19 protein-coding genes and 6 tRNA genes are annotated in these 17641 nt (G+C 43.0%); 3 read left to right on the forward strand and 22 right to left on the reverse strand.

Annotated elements, in window-relative coordinates:
- Positions 1–31: 31 nt before the first annotated feature.
- From rpsG to fkpA, 7 genes are all read right to left on the reverse strand, one after another.
- Positions 32–502, reverse strand: coding sequence for a 30S ribosomal protein S7 (gene rpsG, locus CAG57_RS13445; RefSeq protein WP_042490263.1), 471 nt, complete (start codon positions 500–502; stop codon positions 32–34).
- Between the two features lie 116 nt (positions 503–618).
- On the reverse strand, positions 619–993 hold the full coding sequence (gene rpsL, locus CAG57_RS13450) for a 30S ribosomal protein S12 (protein ID WP_078927413.1): 375 nt from the start codon (positions 991–993) through the stop codon (positions 619–621).
- 180 nt (positions 994–1173) lie between these two features.
- Positions 1174–1449: a sulfurtransferase complex subunit TusB gene (gene tusB, locus CAG57_RS13455; RefSeq protein ID WP_161427536.1), complete on the reverse strand. Its 276-nt coding sequence runs from the start codon at positions 1447–1449 to the stop codon at positions 1174–1176.
- Between the two features lie 11 nt (positions 1450–1460).
- Positions 1461–1817 carry a sulfurtransferase complex subunit TusC gene (gene tusC, locus CAG57_RS13460; RefSeq protein WP_099610156.1) on the reverse strand — a complete coding sequence of 119 codons (357 nt, stop codon included), beginning with the start codon at positions 1815–1817 and terminating at the stop codon, positions 1461–1463.
- Positions 1814–2215 (reverse strand): sulfurtransferase complex subunit TusD, encoded by a 402-nt coding sequence (gene tusD / locus CAG57_RS13465; RefSeq protein WP_161427535.1) that lies wholly within the window; start codon positions 2213–2215, stop codon positions 1814–1816. The genes tusC and tusD overlap by 4 nt, the downstream gene beginning before the upstream one ends.
- Positions 2216–2218: 3 nt before the next feature.
- Positions 2219–2935, reverse strand: coding sequence for a helix-turn-helix transcriptional regulator (locus CAG57_RS13470; RefSeq protein WP_099610154.1), 717 nt, complete (start codon positions 2933–2935; stop codon positions 2219–2221).
- A 222-nt stretch (positions 2936–3157) separates the two neighbouring features.
- Positions 3158–3931, reverse strand: coding sequence for an FKBP-type peptidyl-prolyl cis-trans isomerase (fkpA, locus tag CAG57_RS13475; RefSeq protein ID WP_161426874.1), 774 nt, complete (start codon positions 3929–3931; stop codon positions 3158–3160).
- A gap of 136 nt (positions 3932–4067) precedes the next feature.
- Between fkpA and CAG57_RS13480 the strand changes: the two genes are divergently transcribed.
- Complete coding sequence (locus tag CAG57_RS13480; protein WP_202597776.1) at positions 4068–5051, forward strand: WD40 repeat domain-containing protein; 984 nt, start codon at positions 4068–4070, stop codon at positions 5049–5051.
- A gap of 2 nt (positions 5052–5053) precedes the next feature.
- Entirely contained in the window at positions 5054–5281 is a 228-nt protein-coding gene (locus tag CAG57_RS13485) for a SlyX family protein (RefSeq protein WP_099610151.1), read from the forward strand.
- A 29-nt stretch (positions 5282–5310) separates the two neighbouring features.
- On the opposite strand, the gene CAG57_RS13490 is transcribed toward CAG57_RS13485, so the two are convergent.
- From CAG57_RS13490 to tsaE, 9 genes are all read right to left on the reverse strand, one after another.
- On the reverse strand, positions 5311–5502 hold the full coding sequence (locus CAG57_RS13490; RefSeq protein ID WP_099610150.1) for a DUF2065 domain-containing protein: 192 nt from the start codon (positions 5500–5502) through the stop codon (positions 5311–5313).
- Between the two features lie 59 nt (positions 5503–5561).
- Entirely contained in the window at positions 5562–6542 is a 981-nt protein-coding gene (gene hflC / locus CAG57_RS13495; RefSeq protein ID WP_161426875.1) for a protease modulator HflC, read from the reverse strand.
- Positions 6543–6544: 2 nt separating this feature from the next.
- A complete protein-coding gene (gene hflK / locus CAG57_RS13500; RefSeq protein ID WP_099610148.1) occupies positions 6545–7747 on the reverse strand; it encodes an FtsH protease activity modulator HflK in 1203 nt (400 codons plus the stop codon).
- Positions 7748–7792: 45 nt separating this feature from the next.
- On the reverse strand, positions 7793–9082 hold the full coding sequence (hflX, locus tag CAG57_RS13505; protein ID WP_161426876.1) for a ribosome rescue GTPase HflX: 1290 nt from the start codon (positions 9080–9082) through the stop codon (positions 7793–7795).
- A gap of 41 nt (positions 9083–9123) precedes the next feature.
- Positions 9124–9387 carry an RNA chaperone Hfq gene (gene hfq, locus CAG57_RS13510; protein ID WP_161426877.1) on the reverse strand — a complete coding sequence of 88 codons (264 nt, stop codon included), beginning with the start codon at positions 9385–9387 and terminating at the stop codon, positions 9124–9126.
- A 196-nt stretch (positions 9388–9583) separates the two neighbouring features.
- Positions 9584–10516, reverse strand: a complete 933-nt coding sequence (gene miaA, locus CAG57_RS13515) for a tRNA (adenosine(37)-N6)-dimethylallyltransferase MiaA (RefSeq protein ID WP_161426878.1) — start codon at positions 10514–10516, stop codon at positions 9584–9586.
- Positions 10513–12438, reverse strand: a complete 1926-nt coding sequence (mutL, locus tag CAG57_RS13520) for a DNA mismatch repair endonuclease MutL (RefSeq protein WP_161426879.1) — start codon at positions 12436–12438, stop codon at positions 10513–10515. Before mutL ends, miaA begins: the two co-directional genes overlap by 4 nt.
- Positions 12439–12450: 12 nt before the next feature.
- On the reverse strand, positions 12451–14130 hold the full coding sequence (locus CAG57_RS13525) for an N-acetylmuramoyl-L-alanine amidase (protein ID WP_337247051.1): 1680 nt from the start codon (positions 14128–14130) through the stop codon (positions 12451–12453).
- A 35-nt stretch (positions 14131–14165) separates the two neighbouring features.
- Positions 14166–14627 (reverse strand): tRNA (adenosine(37)-N6)-threonylcarbamoyltransferase complex ATPase subunit type 1 TsaE, encoded by a 462-nt coding sequence (gene tsaE / locus CAG57_RS13530; protein ID WP_099610145.1) that lies wholly within the window; start codon positions 14625–14627, stop codon positions 14166–14168.
- Positions 14628–14837: 210 nt separating this feature from the next.
- Here tsaE and queG point away from each other — a divergent pair, with 210 nt between their 5' ends.
- On the forward strand, positions 14838–15950 hold the full coding sequence (gene queG / locus CAG57_RS13535) for a tRNA epoxyqueuosine(34) reductase QueG (protein ID WP_099610144.1): 1113 nt from the start codon (positions 14838–14840) through the stop codon (positions 15948–15950).
- A gap of 576 nt (positions 15951–16526) precedes the next feature.
- Here queG and CAG57_RS13540 read toward each other — a convergent pair.
- The 6 genes from CAG57_RS13540 to CAG57_RS13565 form a co-directional block, all read right to left on the reverse strand.
- Positions 16527–16603 (reverse strand) — tRNA-Met (locus CAG57_RS13540).
- A 97-nt stretch (positions 16604–16700) separates the two neighbouring features.
- Positions 16701–16777 (reverse strand) — tRNA-Met (locus CAG57_RS13545).
- Between the two features lie 97 nt (positions 16778–16874).
- Positions 16875–16951: transfer RNA gene (locus CAG57_RS13550), tRNA-Met, on the reverse strand.
- Between the two features lie 156 nt (positions 16952–17107).
- Positions 17108–17184 (reverse strand) — tRNA-Met (locus tag CAG57_RS13555).
- Positions 17185–17351: 167 nt separating this feature from the next.
- A tRNA-Asp gene (locus CAG57_RS13560) sits at positions 17352–17442 on the reverse strand.
- A gap of 35 nt (positions 17443–17477) precedes the next feature.
- Positions 17478–17568: transfer RNA gene (locus tag CAG57_RS13565), tRNA-Gly, on the reverse strand.
- Positions 17569–17641: the final 73 nt, after the last annotated feature.

A 17641-nucleotide genomic window follows, 5' to 3' on the forward strand; every position in this document is an offset into this window, starting at 1 on the left:
GCTGCGAGAGAACCTCGCAGCACAGAAGGTATTACCAGCGGTAATGAGCAAACGCTTTGTTTGCTTCTGCCATACGGTGAACGTCTTCACGTTTCTTAACAGCAGTACCTTTGTTTTCTGATGCGTCTAGCATTTCAGCAGCTAGGCGAGCAGCCATAGATTTTTCACCACGCTTACGCGCAGCTTCAACCAACCAACGCATAGCTAGTGCGTTACGGCGAACCGGACGAACTTCTACAGGAACTTGGTAAGTTGAACCACCCACGCGGCGAGATTTAACTTCGACCGCTGGGCGAACATTTTCAAGAGCTTCTTCAAATACAGCTAAGTGATCTTTACCAGATTTCTCAGCCATAGTGTCTAGTGCAGTGTAAACAATTTTTTCTGCAGTAGATTTTTTACCGTCAACCATTAGGATGTTAACGAATTTTGCCAGCAATTCAGATTTGAACTTTGGATCTGGAAGGATCTTACGCTGACCAATGACGCGACGACGTGGCATGGAATATTCTCCGTTGTCTTCTTCAGGTTATCCAAAACTTTTCAGTTTCTTCAAAATTAAAATTTAATTTTAGTGTTTGGCCTTACTTAACGCTTCTCTTATAAAAAAGAAGGGCATTAAGACTTAGGACGCTTCACACCGTACTTAGAACGACCTTGTTTACGATCGTTAACGCCTGAACAGTCAAGCGCACCACGAACAGTGTGGTAACGAACACCCGGAAGGTCTTTTACACGACCGCCACGGATAAGAACGACACTGTGCTCTTGTAGGTTATGACCTTCACCACCGATGTATGAAGTAACTTCAAAACCGTTAGTTAAACGTACACGACATACTTTACGTAGTGCTGAGTTAGGTTTTTTAGGGGTAGTAGTATATACGCGAGTACATACACCACGTTTTTGTGGGCACGCTTCGAGTGCAGGCACGTTGTTTTTTGCAACTTGCTTCACACGTGGCTTGCGTACCAACTGGTTAATCGTTGCCATTAGCTAGCTCCTGAATTTACTTAAAGTAAGCTTTGTGAAAAATCTAGCCCTAATTGCTTTACGCAAATAGGGACGCAAAATTCTATGCAGCAGTGAGAGGTGTGTCAAGAAATATACAGATCTTTTTTCTGTAAGGGAAATGGGGGTGTCAGTCTAAATGCACAATGGCTAACAAAATAACTACCAACTTATTGATTTTTCAAAATTAATTGTCATATCAACAAATCCAGCGATATTAATGATATGTATCGGTTCAGCACAAGCCTCTAACCACCCTCGTGCTGCCAGATCCTCTTGTAATGCATAAACTGTGCTATCACAGGGAAGATAACGATAATAGGGAGAAGAGATCTTACTCGCATAAACGGCTTGCTCAACCAACAGTAATACATCACCACACTGTAAGTAACGAGAAAGCCATGTAAGTTGCTCTAATTTTTTGACAATATGCAGCATCTCATTCCCTTCTAAAACGTTAGAACGTGATCAAAGTCTTGCCACTGTTTCGCTATCTCAACTGGCGTTAATGGCTGGGCATCAATCAGTAAATCTTCAATATCCATGCCCCATTCAGCCAAGCTTTGCTGGCAAACATAACGCTGTTCAATGTCGTAAAGATCAAGCAGTTTAAATGCAGAAAGATAATCGCGGCTCAAAACATGCTCCGGTTGCTGATTTTTCACTAATTGCAACACCCCTTCTGCGACAAAAAAAACGGCCAAATTATCGTGATAAGCTGAAGTCGCTAACAACGCATCTAACCCTTCGCGACCGGCACTAATGGCATGCGGTGAAGAGTGAAATATAAAAGCAATTTTCTTCAAAACTGTATTACTCTATCATCACTTAGTAACGCTTCAGCTAAACTACCAAGCCCAGTTTGCTGAAATGATTTAGCTAGGTTTGCAGCACTACGCTGGTGCAATGAGGCTTCACTATCGCTTAACAGTCCCCTTCTCAACGCAGCCGCAACACAAGTTTCAAGACTAACATGATATTGATTCGCCAAGGTTTGCCATCCTTTGACTAAGTCAAATTCATCATTGGCAGGCACCGTCAATGCTGAGCCATTAGATACACCGTCTTGATAGAAAAACACCCGTTTTAACTGATGCCCTTGCTCAATCACATTCAGAGCAAAGAGATACGCATTACGAGCTGACTGTGTCCCATAACACGGGCCATTGACTAATAAAGTAAAGATTAATGCAGGGCTGTCCACGGCCTATTCATCCCCAGTTTTGCGTTGACGGATGTAAAGATAAACGGTGTGCTTAGAGATATTTAGCCTATCCGCGACCCGATTAATCGCATCTTTAATATCAAAAATTCCTTTATCAAACAATGCCATAACAATTTGACGATTCTTGGTATTATTCGAAACTGATTTATCAGTATTGATTTCTTCGATAGTCCGTTCAACGGTTTGATCCACCAATTCCTCTACATCACTGGCAAAGTTGACAGAAGATGCCGCTTCTTGAGCTTCTTGAGTGGGCATAAATGATTGAAGAACTTGAGAAAACGGAGCGTCCAAATTAACATTAATACACAATAAACCAATGACACGGTTGTCACCATTGCGGATCGCAACGGTAATCGACTTCATTAGTACGCCACCTTTCGCTCGAGTAAAATAGGAACGCGAAAAGTTACGTTCAGAGCCTTCAATATCACGCAGCATTTTGAGTGCTAAATCAGTAATGGGAGAACCAACTTGGCGACCGGTGTTCTCTCCATTGGCAATTTTTATTGCTGAAGTATTTAAGTCTTCCAGTGAATGCAGCACAATTTCACAAAATGGGCCGATTAAACTGGCAATACCATCTACTACCGCTTCATAAGAGCGTAAAATCACCTTATCGTGCTCAGTAAAAGGTTTTACATGAACGGATTCGAACTCAAGTAGCATGTCAGTATTAATATTTTCTGTGCTTGTCACTGTACTTTGACCTTAAAACGAAACATCAACTAATTTCTGTAAGTTTATCAGATAATTTTAGTCTATGACTGAGCTAGCTCATTAACAAGTGATTTAAAGCACGTTCTGAGGATAATAACCTAGCATCTTAACCCACAGGAGTATGATTGATGATGGGATATAACAAGGCCAGGGAGAAAAAAGGGCCTGAACTTCAGACCCTACCAGCATAATACGACCCGATTACTTCGCTTCTTCACCATTGCCTATTTTTAATAACTCGACTTCAAAAACCAGCGTCGAATTGGCAGGAATGGTTGGTGTATCTTGCTCGCCATAAGCTAATTCTGGTGGAATGACGAATTTATACTTAGCGCCAACTTGCATCAGTTGAACGCCTTCTGTCCATCCCGGAATCACTCGATTAAGCGGGAATGTTGCAGGTTCACCCCGATCATAAGAGCTATCAAACTGAGTCCCATCAATCAATGTACCTTTATAATGAACTTGAACGGTATCGGTATCTTTCGGAGACTCACCTTCTGCAGGTGTTACTACTTGATATAAAAGACCAGATTGTGTTTGCTTCACTCCGTCTTGCTTAGCAAATTCTGTACGGAACTCGTCGCCAGCTTTTTTGTTTGTCTCGGCTTTTTCTGCCGCTTTCGCTTGCATAAGGCTAGCAACGCGTTTGTCTAACGACTCTAATGCCGATCGAGTTTCTTCTTCTGTCATCTGAGCATTGCCCGCAAAAACATGTTCGATGCCTTTTAAGACAATATCTTTATTAAGCTCAACGCCAATTTCGCTAGGTTTATCGATGCTGGCAGTCAGGTAGTTAGCAAATGAAACACCAATTGCGTAGGCTGCTTTATCATCCTCTGAATGGAAAGTGACGGTTTCTACTACCGGTTGAGCTTGCTCACTGGCTTTAACAGTCGCAGGATCATCTTTTTGACACCCAACAGCGAGTATAACCGTAGCCGCAAGCAGCGATACTTTAAACAGTGATTTCATTGAATTCTCCAAATTTGTAGGTAAACCTTTTGTGAGTGTGCACAAAACTGCTTTTTAATCTGGTGCACAAGCTCATGTTGTACCAATATAACGGTATGTTTTGTAATTGTCTTTACTACTTCACGGATAATTAGTTTTGAGGCGAATAATTTCTCATTTCATCCTGCAACTGCTTACCATGTTGCTGTTAACTGGCTGTTTTTTCTTTGACAACGATGTGGAACGTTGGGTATTAGAACCCAATGGTTCCACCAGTTTTGCATTGAGTCGCGATGGGCGTTTTGCCCTAGTATACTCTCAAGAGCATCAGCTGGTTCTCTGGGATTTAGCACAGCGTCAACAATTAGCTCAACTAGGCGCGCAAGATCCGCAAGCAAGTACCGTATCGTATATTCGCATTTCTGATAATGGTCAGTATGCGGTGACTGCGAGCCAAATCAACTTTGCCGTCTGGCACTTAGGATGGACCCAAGCCAAAGGCCTATGGTCTATCTCTGACGGGGTAATCCGTGACATCGACATCAGTAATAATGGTGAACAAGTCCTCATTGGACTATCCAATGGTAAAGCCATTTACGTAGACTTAGTCTCTGGAAGGCGGCTTGAGTTCCTTGCTCATTATGAAAAAGTAAACTCGGTGGCTCTTTCTCCGAATGGGCGCTATGCATTGAGCGGAGGAAATGACCGTATGGCTTATCTATGGGATACTCAAACCGGACAGATCATCTATCACTTTGAGCATAGCCAACGGGTAAATCGGGTTGCTCTTCAGCGCGACGGTCGACTGGCATTCACCTCAGACAGTGGAAATCAGTCGGTTATTTGGAATTTACAGACCGGTCAAAAACAGACAAAATTACACAGTTTTTCTCGCCAACTACTTTTTTCAACCGCACGATTTTCTGATGATGGGCAGTATCTTATTACTGGCACCCCTTCAAGTTTGATTAGCGTTTGGCGGACAGATAATGGCCAACAGCAAGCTCGCTTTGAAGCAAAAGCCCAAAAAGATGCACGGCCACCTAGAGCTGTAGTGTATGATGTTGCCTTTAATTCTCAACAAAGAGTGATTTCCGCAACCTCTGCAGGTATCGCTCAAGCATGGAAATTTGATCATTAGCCATGAATGAAAAGACGATAACACAACTCGAAAAACGCATTGATGACTTAGAGTGTCAGTTAGCTTTCCAAGAGCAAACCATTGAGGAGTTAAACGAATCCTTAACTCAACAACAACTTGTGATCAGCAAGATGCAAGATCAGATGAAATATGTCGTGGGTAAAATGAAAAATATGGATAACTCAAATCTTGCCGACCCAGCCAATGAGCCGCCGCCGCCACACTACTGACTACTGAATGAAGAAAAAAAGTAGCGATGTTACTGGCGGATAAAGACATAGACAATAACCACTCCAGTGACCACCAAGCAGCCACCAATACGTCGCAACTGGTTATTTGACTGTTGGGTAAGCTGAATAAGCATATGACGCCAGCCATTCGGTACAAAGAGTGGCCCAATGCCTTCCACCACCAGTAATATTCCTATCGCTACCCATATTAGATTCGACATAATTGTCTCCAAAAAAAAGAAAGGCTCCTATGGAGCCTTTCTAAATAGACGGTCAATATCTACTTCGATATTGCACCCTTTGCGCTATTCATGTATCGGAAGAAGTCACTCTTCGGATCTAAGACAAGAATATCGCTCTTTTGGCTAAATGAGTTTTCATAAGCTTGCAAAGAACGTAGGAAGCTAAAAAACTCCGGATCTTTATTATATGCATCCGCATAAACTTTAGCGGCCGTAGCATCAGCTTCACCGCGAGTAATACGAGCCGTTCTATCTGCCTCAGCAATAATCGTTGCCACTTCTAACTCAGCCTGAGCTCGAATAATTTCAGCTTTCTCACGCCCTTGTGAACGGTGACGACGAGCCACAGATTCACGCTCTGCGCGCATCCGACGATAGATGGATTCACTGATCTCGTCTGGTAAGTTGATTTTCTTCATTCTGAAGTCTACCACATAGACACCAAGATCTCGGCTAGCATTGACTCGAGTTTCCTCTAATACTTCAGCCATGATTTCATCACGTTGCCCATCAATTTCAAGCGCTTGTTTCGCCGCTTCAGTAGCCACCGCTTCATCATCTGCACTATCAGGTAGTACGTTACTGTTACGAGGACCAGAAACAATTTGCTTAATTTCTCTTGAACCGATCTCTGAACGTAAAACGTCTGTTACACGGCGTTCAAGTAGTGCTTCCGCCGTTAATGCATTACCACCTCCTGTCGCCAAATAGTACTGACCAAAATCTTCAATACGCCATTTGACATAAGAGTCGATAATGACATCTTTTTTCTCAGAGGTCACAAAGCGATCTGAGCGACTATTCATTGTTTGAATTCGAGCATCTAACGTTCTCACTCGATCAAAGACGGGCATTTTAAAATGCAAGCCAGGCTCATAAATTTTTGACACATCATTGTTATCTTTTAGGATGCGACCAAAACGAATCACAATCCCACGCTCACCTTCTGGGATGACGAACATTGACATCAATAACAATGCCAGTAAAACGACAACCACAGGGATCATTAATTTACGCATGATTAGTATCTCCCTTGACGTGAACTGGTTGAACGAGGCTGAGAAGTGTCAGTGTTACCTGATGTTGTTGCACGTTTAGATTCCAACTCGATTTCATCATAAACTGAAGATGAACCACTTTGACGTTTGCTCGTTGCTTCATTTTGACCGGCTAATTTATCAATCGGCAAATACAGTAAGTTGCCACTAGATTCCGAATCAATCAGAATTTTCGAACTGTTGGTATATACTTCTTCCATCGTATCCAGATACAAACGATCACGCGTGACTTTCGGTGATGCCAGATACTCCGGCAATAGTTTCTCAAATTGAGCAACCTGACCTAACGCTTCATTGGTAATCCGTTCGCTATAACCAAGTGCTTCTTTCTTCAGACGCTCAGCACGACCTGTGGCTTTAGGTAGAATTTCGTTTTTATAAGCTTCTGCCTCACGAATGAAGCGCTCCTCATCTTCTCGAGCAGCAATTGCATCATCGAATGCATCTTTCACCTGCTCCGGTGGGCGTGATGACTGAAAGTTAACCCCAACCACAAATAGCCCCATATCATAGCCATCAATGATTTGGTTTAACGTTTCTTGTGTACTCTGACGAATTTGTTGACGGCCACTGGTCAAAATACTATCCATCAATGAATCACCTACGACGGCACGTAATGCGGAATCAGTTGCTTGGCGCAAACTATCATCAGCATTAGTTACCTTATAAAGGTATTTATAAGGGTCAGCGATACGATACTGGACATCCATAGCAACAGTAACCACATTTTCGTCTTTGGTCAGCATCAGACCAGAAGCACGCAATGAGCGAATCGCTTGTACGTTAACTGGTGTCACTTCGTCAATAAAACGCGGGCGCCAGTTTAGACCAGGATCAACCATTCTATCGTACTTACCTAAGCGTAAAACCACACCACGCTCAGCTTCACCGATAGTATAAAAACCAGAAAAGAACCAAATTGCGATAGCAATAACAGCAATAATACCTAAACCAATTGCACCACCACCAGTAAACGATGGTCCTTTTCCTGTGCCACCTTTTTTGCCAAACTTGCCGCCCAGTTTTTGACTCAGTTTGTTAAACACTTCGTCTAAATCTGGCGGACCTTGCTCACGACCACCTTTATTACCGCGATTATTATTACCCCAAGGGTCATTGTCGCGGCCATTGTTGTCGTTATTATTTCCGGGCTCATTCCACGCCATTAGAAAGCTCCATCATTTGATATGACGTTATACTCTAGCAGCCCTTTAAGTAACGATAAAGTCACGTAAAGCTGCCTGTTCTCTTTTTTCTAGTCTAGACCAGTCAACCTGTTGCATTCGAATCGATATCAACAAATTGCCTGTTGGATCATACTCTTCCTGCTGAATTGCATTCATTTGGAAAAATAAACTACGAATCCGACCTTGATACTGCGGTGGGATCGATAAGCGGTATTGAATGATTTGGCTCGCTAAACGTTCTGTTAATGCTGAAAAAAGCAAATCGATCCCGATACCTTCCATAGCCGAAACCCAAACTGCTTTGGGTACCCCTTCATCGTTTCTCTCGATACGAGGCTGGTGACCATCAAGATTATCAATCTTATTCATGACCAACAAAGTAGGAACTTCGTTTGCACCAATTTCCAGCAAGACATCATCCACCGCTTGGATATTCTCACGAAAACGTTCATCACTTGCATCAACAACATGTAACAAAATGTCAGCTTGCTGAGTTTCTTGTAACGTTGCTTTAAATGCGGCGACTAAATCATGTGGTAAGTGGCGAATAAAACCCACTGTATCAGCCAAAATCGCGGGCCCTACATCGGCAAGTTCAATTTTTCTTAATGTCGGATCTAAGGTCGCAAATAGCTGATCAGCCGTATAGACTCCAGCAGAGGTAATTTGATTAAATAAGGTCGATTTCCCAGCATTCGTGTAACCCACCAATGAAATCGTTGGGATTTCAGCACGGTTTCTTGCTCTACGTCCTTGCTCACGCTGTTTAGAGACTTTCTCTAAGCGGCGTAAAATTGCTTTAATTCGTTCACGCAATAAACGGCGGTCAGTTTCTAATTGCGTCTCTCCTGGCCCCCGTAAGCCTATCCCACCTTTTTGTCTCTCTAAGTGAGTCCAGCCTCGGATTAAACGAGTAGAAATGTGACGTAACTGAGCTAATTCGACTTGTAATTTGCCTTCATGAGTCCGTGCTCGTTGGGCAAAGATGTCTAAAATCAGCCCTGTCCGATCAATCACTCGACATTGGCAAAGCTGTTCGAGATTACGTTCTTGAGCTGGAGAAAGGGCGTGATTAAAGATAACCACATCAGCCTCAACCGATTGCACGGCTTGTGCAATTTCTTGTGCTTTACCCTCACCGACATAATATTTAGGGTGAGGAGACTGACGGCTACCCGTAATCACTTGTAGCGTCGAGACACCAGCAGAAGAGACAAGCATCTCACACTCACTAAGATCGTCCCACTCACCCTGTTGCGTGAAGTTGATATGAACAAGTACGGCTCGCTCACCGGCTTCATAACGGTCAAACAAGCGCTCAACTCCTTAATCTATGATAAATTGACGACAAAAAATTAATCGTCTGATTTTTCTGTTGTACGTTCTGCTGTAGGCCGGTCCGCACTATGATGACTAACTGGACGAGCAGGAACAACCGTTGAAATGGCGTGTTTATAAACCATTTGGTTGACTGTATTCTTCAACAGAATAACAAACTGATCAAATGACTCAATTTGTCCTTGTAATTTAATGCCGTTTACTAAATAGATAGAAACAGGAATACGCTCGCGGCGTAGTGCATTTAAGAATGGGTCTTGTAGAGATTGCCCCTTAGCCATTTTATTTTCCTTATTTTGTATTTTGTTGTAATTATTTAGCTAGTGGTGCACGTCTATTGGTGCGGCCTTTACATCTGAGCTAAACGAATAAAAACACCCTATGTTACTCATCAGAAAGATTCATTGCCCTATCTATAAGCAATGGATCCTTTACAGGGCACATCACGCAAAAGCGATCACATTATACACAGCTAACTCAATCCGATGCTATGGCATTTGAAAGAGTTTCTAACGCTTGATCAACATGCTCACTATCTAACCAAGTTAGATCATCCCAGCTGCGCAACCAGGTGATCTGACGCTTGGCCAATTGACGGGTTGCACAGATACCACGATAAATGGCCTCATTTAAACTGCCCTTCCCATCTAAATACTCCCACATTTGTCGATAACCGACACACCGAATAGACGGTAAATCAGGATGAAGATCACCTCGAGCGTAAAGCGCTCTCACTTCTTGCTCGAAACCTGATTCGACCATCTTATCGAAACGAAGTTCAATTCGACGATGGAGTTCAGCCCTATCCTTGGGAGCTATTGCAAACTGCTTAATACGAAAGGGAATCGGCTCCCCTTTCGTTTTTGTCAGCTCTGTAAGAGTTTTACCTGAAATTCGATAAACTTCCAATGCCCGTGACAATCTTTGTGGATCATTTGGATGAATTCTTGCCGCAGAAATTGGATCAATTTGTTGCAATTCGGCATGTAACCCTTCCCATCCTATTACTTGCGCTCGTAAATCGATCGCTTGTCTAATAAAAGGATCGGCAGCAGGTAGCGGCGATAATCCTTCTAATAGCGCTTTATAATACAGCATGGTACCGCCAACTAAGAGCGGTATTTTTCCTTCACGGACAATTGCTTGCATTTCACGTAGCGCATCTTGCCGAAAATCAGCGACAGAGTATGCTTCGCTAGGATCTAGAATATCAATCAAACGGTGCGGAGCTTGTGCTAACTCCTCCGCTGTGGGTTTAGCGGTGCCAATATTCATCCCTCGATAAATCAAAGCTGAATCCACGCTGATAATTTCAACCGGGAATTTTTTTCGAAGCTCAATCGCTAAACCTGTTTTTCCAGAAGCCGTTGGCCCCATTAAAAATAAGGCAAGAGGTAATTGTGTTGTCATGAATGTAATGCTGCAATCGTAGTGGAAAAATCCACCAACTGTATAAAGTGGTGATCATTAAAGGGAAGCTTACCTTGCCATAACCGTTCGATCTCGGCAACCAACTGGATCGCTTCAGACAAAGTGTAGTCACTTTTGGTTATCATCACACGTTGGCTAAGCCAATGAGTTAATTGGGTCAACGTCAACTCAGCCGATCCATTCGCCTGTTGAGCCGAAATATAGCCAAGTAACTCTGGAATTAAGGATTGTAAATTTTGCTGTCTCAGTGGTTGAGGAACGCCCATGATCATCAATGATGAGGGCGAGCGAATCGTAAGTTCAATTCCTAACCTTGATAATAATTCGTGGCTTTGCTGTAACGCCGCATGTTCCTGTTCAGCCATCTTGACTGCGAGTGGAACCAATAATGGCTGACTTTTTAACGCGGTTTGTTGAGCATTTAATTGCCCGAAGATTTTTAGCTCAAGCGCTTTAGTTAATGCCAGTAAAACGCACCCTTGATCCGATGTCATCAATAAATATTGCCCGTCAACAACCGCTATCGCTTTACCCAAAGACACTTTATCTAAAGAAGGAAACGTGGCCTCTACAGCAGGAGAACTGGGCACAGACGCGTCAGAGGAAAGCGGTTCTATCGTCTGCATTAAGTGCTGATAAGCTTTTGTTTGTTGTGGACTAACGACGGAACGATCTGATAGTGGTGCCGTTTTTTTTGCTACCGGCCGAATCCACGAATTTGATGCTGCTTTTTCTCGCACAAAAGAGAGGTTATTCGCTGATTCCGCTGCCGCTTTACCAGGATAATCGGGTGTTTTTTCTATCGCTTGCCAAACATGTGCAAGAGTCGCTGTCGGTAAGTCTGAAGCAACTTCAGACGGTTCATGAAAGGCGGCCTGATTCCGCTCTCGTGTATCGGTATGCTTATTTTCTGATAAAGCTTGGCTAAGGGCTTGATAAATAAAGTCGTGTACTAAACGGGCCTGATGAAAACGGACTTCATGCTTAGCCGGGTGCACATTAACGTCAACAAAATGAGGATCTAACTCAATAAATAACACATAGGTAGCAAACTGATCGGCACGTAAGCTACTTTCATAACTTTGACGAATAGCATGATTGATCAACTTATCACGCATCATTCGTCCATTCACATAGCAATACTGTAGATCACTTTGCTGTCGAGCTCCTTCTGGTGTCGTGATCCACCCCTGTAATGTTAAGCCTTGATGCTCTAATTCAATACGCAGCATATGACGAACAAAAGCTGCACCACACACGGCTGCAAGCCGCTTCTCTTGCTGCGCTTCCGTTTTTGCCGCTCGGTATTGACGAACCAAATTGCCATTGTGCCGCAGAGTAAGCGTGACATCAAAACGACTCAGCGCAATACGTTTAACGAGTTCATCAATATGAGTAAATTCTGTTTTTTCGGTACGTAGAAACTTTCGCCTAGCAGGCGTATTGAAGAACAGATCTAATACTTCCACCGTGGTACCAACCGGATGAGCGGCAGGTTGAAGTTTTACCGCCATATCTCGCCCTTCACTGTAAGCAGACCAAGCTTCTTCCTGTGCAGCGGTTCGAGAGGTTAAGGTTAAGCGCGAGACTGAACTGATACTGGCGAGCGCTTCACCACGAAACCCTAAGCTAATAATGGCTTCTAAATCATCTAGAGTTTGTATTTTTGATGTAGCATGTCGACTTAAGGCTAAGCCTAATTCATCTTTACTGATCCCAGCACCGTTATCTCGCACCCGAATCAGCTTTGCGCCTCCTTTTTCAATATCGATATCAATCCGAGTTGCGCCTGAATCTAAGCTATTCTCTACCAGCTCTTTTACCACTGAAGCAGGTCTCTCAACAACCTCACCCGCTGCGATTTGGTTCGCTAAACGAGCGGGTAGAATACGAATCGCCATACTCTCCTCACTCTACTTATTAGGAATAATTAGTAATTCGCCAACCACTAATTGATCTGAACGTAATTGGTTAGCCTCTCGAATACTTTGTACACTGACATTATATTTATTCGCGATTTTTCCTAAAAACTCACCACGTTGAACCTTATGTTGTCGTAGTGGTTTATCTTTAAGGCTAACCGTAATGCTCAGCTTCTGCCCGACAAAGAGGGTATCAGATTTTAGGCGATTCTCACGACGAATCGCATCAACAGAAACTTTATAGGTAGCCGAAATTTTTCCCAAAAACTCGCCTGATTTCACAGTATGGGTAATAGTTTCAGTCTCTATTGGATTATTTACAATGGGGACAGGAACAGGTCCTCGTTCTCCACCAGGAATAGTCAGTCGCTGCCCCACAGCAAGACGGGAATTTTTCAATTGGTTTGCTTGCATGATCGCTTGGACACTCGCGCCATATTTTTGCGCAATGACAGATAAAGATTCACCTCGTTGAACTTGATGCTGTTGCGTTTTTCCACGATTCGCAAATAAAGTTCCTTCTGGAGGGTTTTCTTCAAAATATTGCACTAACGCTTTTGCCATCGCTCTCGCTAATTTATCTTGATGACTCCTTTGAAATAATAATCGTTCTTCAACTGGATTCGAGATAAATCCGGTTTCAACTAAAACCGAAGGAATATCAGGTGACTTTAATACCGCCAAACTCGCATTGACGGGTTCTGATTTATGTAAATGAGCAACTTTACCCATTTCGCGCAAAATATTACTGGCAACTTTATGACCTTCTTTCTGTGAATGACTAAATTGAAGATCAAGTAGAGTTTGGCTCACATTACGATCGTTATTGGTTTTTGCTAGCACTTCGCCTGCCCCACCCAACAACTCAGATTGCTGCTCATGATTTTCAACCCAACGAGCTATTTCGGTATTTGCTCGCCGTGTATTAAGCACAAAAACCGAAGCTCCTCTTGGTTGAGGAGTATGAAATGCATCCGCATGAATAGAAACGAAAAGATGAGCCTTACTTTTTCTTGCAATTTCAGTACGTTTATTTAGATTCACAAAATAGTCACCGGAACGGGTTAATACCGCTTTCATCCCCGGAACCGCATTGATCTGATCGGCCAATTTTTTTGAAACACTAAGCGTAACGTCTTTTTCAAATTTACGCGTCGGACCAATTGAGCCTGGATCTTCCCCACCATGCCCAGCATCAATCGCAACAATAATGTCAGCCGTCCCGATCAATTGAGAAGCATCACGGCTAACAGTCGTACTGCTTTTAGACGTTGAAGCAGAAGGAGGATTGATTTTACGGTGTGGTAAATCGATAACTAACCGATGACCATATTGTCCACCTGGTGTTGGGGCTAGCTTAAAAAGCTGAGGAGTGGATTTATTTTTTAACTCCAACACTAAACGAAACGTGTCGCTTTGAGGCGGAGAGCTGGGGCGAATTTTTGTTAAGATCACACTATCTGTTACCAACAAAGGCAGCTTAGTCGCTAAAGAGGTACTTTTAAGATCCACCACTAAGCGTTCCGGACTGCCTAAGGTAAAGTAACTAAACGCGACCTCTGTTTTAAGATCGAGTACCACACGAGTTTCATCTGGTGAAGGCCACACTCTCACACCTTGCAACACATTCGCATACACGTTTCCTCCCAATAAGGAGAGAACTAGTACGATTAAGGCACGTTCAAGATAACTGCGAAAATTGAACACTATAACTCCAGTTGATTTAATAAAATACAGCCATATTCATTATTAGCTTTCACATTCGCCTTGCGTTCAGAACCTTGATAACAAATCTCGATATCAAGATCCGATGCTGGCAGTAAGCCACTTCCTTTCTCTGGCCACTCAACTAAACAAATCGCGTCGTCAGTAAAATAATCACGAATTCCCATAAATTCGAGTTCTTCCGGATCCGATAAACGGTAAAGATCAAAATGATACACATGCCAACGAGCTAACTGGTAAGGTTCCACGAGAGTATATGTTGGACTCTTTACTTTTCCCTGATGGCCCAAAGCACAGATAAAACCACGACTGAATGTTGTTTTTCCAGCCCCTAACTCTCCATAGAGATACAGTGTCGTATGACGAGAACATAGCTGCGCAAGCATGGTTCCCAGTTTTATCGTTTCTTGTTCATTTTTTAAAGTAAAGGTCTTGCTACTCATTACAAAGGATCTCTAACGCGTCAGATGTCGACTATATAAAAATAAGAAGAGAACGAATAGTAAACTGGGTTAGATTTAAGAGACAAGCATTGTTCTGTAAGTAAACAGAAAAACTTTTTCTTGATAAAGCAAAAACCCTTACCTTTTTATCTAGATAAGCCAGATAAGATCCGTTAAGATCCTTCGCCCATTCGATAACCTAAGCTCACTATGGACTATCAAATACTCGCAGACCAAATCAAAGATTGGGCCAAAGCACTTGGCTTTGATAAAGTTGGGATCTGTGATATTGACTTAAGTGAGCATGAAGCCGCCTTACAACGCTGGCTTGATGCAGGCTATCATGGAGAAATGGACTGGATGGCTCGCCATGGTATGTTGCGGGCCCGCCCGGCAGAACTTCTCCCAGGAACGCTTCGCGTAATAAGCGCTCGAATCAATTACCTTCCACCTCAGGCCCAATTTGCCACAAATTTATCCGATCCCACCCAAGCTTATATTAGCCGATATGCCCTTGGACGCGATTACCATAAACTCGTTCGTCAGAGGCTGAAAAAGTTAGCCGTGAAAATTGAACAAGAAATCGGACAATTAGGATATCGACCGTTTGTCGACTCAGCTCCGATTCTAGAACGCCCCCTGGCACAAAAAGCAGGCCTTGGTTGGACAGGAAAACACTCTTTAATTTTAGATAAAGAGGCAGGATCTTGGTTCTTTTTAGGGGAACTGCTTGTTGATATCCCTCTGCCAGTCGATACACCTTTAGAAAATCAATGTGGACAGTGTCGATCCTGTATCACCTCTTGCCCTACAGGTGCAATTATCGATGATGGAGTCGTAGACGCTCGACGTTGTATTTCTTATTTAACGATTGAATACTCTGGCGTTATTCCTGAAGAATTTCGCCATGCAATAGGAAATCGTATCTATGGCTGTGATGACTGCCAACTCGTATGCCCATGGAATCGTTTCGCAGATCTAACCCAAGAATCTGACTTTCATCGTCGAGAAACGTTACATAATAGCGATTTAATTGATCTCTTTACATGGGATGAAAAAACCTTCTTACGTTATATGGAAGGCTCTCCCATCCGTCGCATTGGTTATCAACAATGGCAAAGAAATCTCATTATCGCCATGGGAAATGCCCCCTATTCACAAAAGATAATCGATATTTTAGCGGAAAAAAAAGGAATCAATGAGTTATTAGATATTCATATTGACTGGGCTTTAAAGCAGCAACAAAAAAAAATTAGCCACATCACCAACAAACATCAACGGCTTATTCGCATTATACAAAAAGGGCTACCTCGAGATGCTTAGCGATAGCGTAACCAACAAAAAACTTAGTGCATTTTTTGACACACTTCGCAAATTACTGGGTGTGGAAAAAAATTTTAATAAGATAGCGTTTGATAAACTTTAAAAAAGTTAGTCACACTAGCAGGAAATGATTAGGATCAATAAAAACACAGTTAATGATCATTCCAACTACTTTGCCACCTATAGAAAACAAATAAAACACTTAAAAAATCAATAGGTTATGCAACTTTAAATAGTTAATACCAACACCCCATCATAAAAAGATCCTAGACGTTGCATGACTATCACCCTATAGAAACACTTTATTCACCAAATTATCCACATAAATAATTCTGTGGATAACTCTGTTGATTAATATAGCTAACCTAGACTGAACATAGGTTAGCCTGAAGTAGGAATGGGTGTAGCCGAGGAAATTTTCTAAATGAACGTACTGTCGGCAAAAGAGACTGATTGTGACGAATTGTAATTTTGCTTCACAGCATAAATAAAAGAACATTGGCATAGCCAAAATGAGCAGCACAAAAAATAAAAAAATCTGCGCAAGTGCGCAGCTTAGTCATTTTTGAAATAAATTGGTTGCGGGGGCCGGATTTGAACCGACGACCTTCGGGTTATGAGCCCGACGAGCTACCATGCTGCTCCACCCCGCGTCCGTATTGTCTTATCGTTAAGCACGATAAAAGCTTTAAACTGGCGACTAAGTTTATCACCTACTGCTGATCAGCGCATGATGCCCTGACAGAAAATTGGTTGCGGGGGCCGGATTTGAACCGACGACCTTCGGGTTATGAGCCCGACGAGCTACCATGCTGCTCCACCCCGCGTCCGTATTGTCTTATCGTTAAGCACGATAAAAGCTTTAAATTGGCAGCTAAGTTTATCACCTACCGCTGATCAGCGCATGATGCTCTGTCAGAAAATTGGTTGCGGGGGCCGGATTTGAACCGACGACCTTCGGGTTATGAGCCCGACGAGCTACCATGCTGCTCCACCCCGCGTCCGTACTATCTCATCGTTAAGCACGATGAAAGCTTAAATCATGCAATACACACCACCCTTTTATTTAAAGGATTATCTCGATATTGAGAAACTTTGCTCTGATGAACCGAGCTTGTGCTGCATTTTATCGTCAAGCACGATAATAGCTTTAGAACTGGTTGCGGGGGCCGGATTTGAACCGACGACCTTCGGGTTATGAGCCCGACGAGCTACCATGCTGCTCCACCCCGCGTCCGTATATCTCATCGTTAAGCACGATGGGGCTATAAAACTTAAACAACACACGAGGCCCCCTTTCTTTAAAACAAAAAGGCGTGACCTCAACCTTGTCAAGGTTGCGCTCTACTAACTGAGCTAGTGTCGCATTTCATTGTTGAGTACGATGACAACTATTAACTCTGGAGCGACACACGAGGTTCCCTTCTTTAAAACAAAAAGGCGTGACCTCAACCTTGACAAGGTTGCGCTCTACCAACTGAGCTAGTGTCGCATTTCATCGTTGAGTACGATGACAACTATTAACTCTGGAGCGACACACGAGGTTCCCTTCTTTAAAACAAAAAAGCGTGACCTCAACCTTGGCAAGGTTGCGCTCTACCAACTGAGCTAGTGTCGCATTTCATCGTTGAGTACGATGACAACTATTAATTCTGGAGCGACACACGAGGTTCCCTTCTTTAAAACAAAAA

Source organism: Vibrio sp. V30_P3S12P165 (assembly GCF_009904905.1).
In the GTDB taxonomy this organism is placed as follows: domain Bacteria; phylum Pseudomonadota; class Gammaproteobacteria; order Enterobacterales; family Vibrionaceae; genus Vibrio; species Vibrio fujianensis.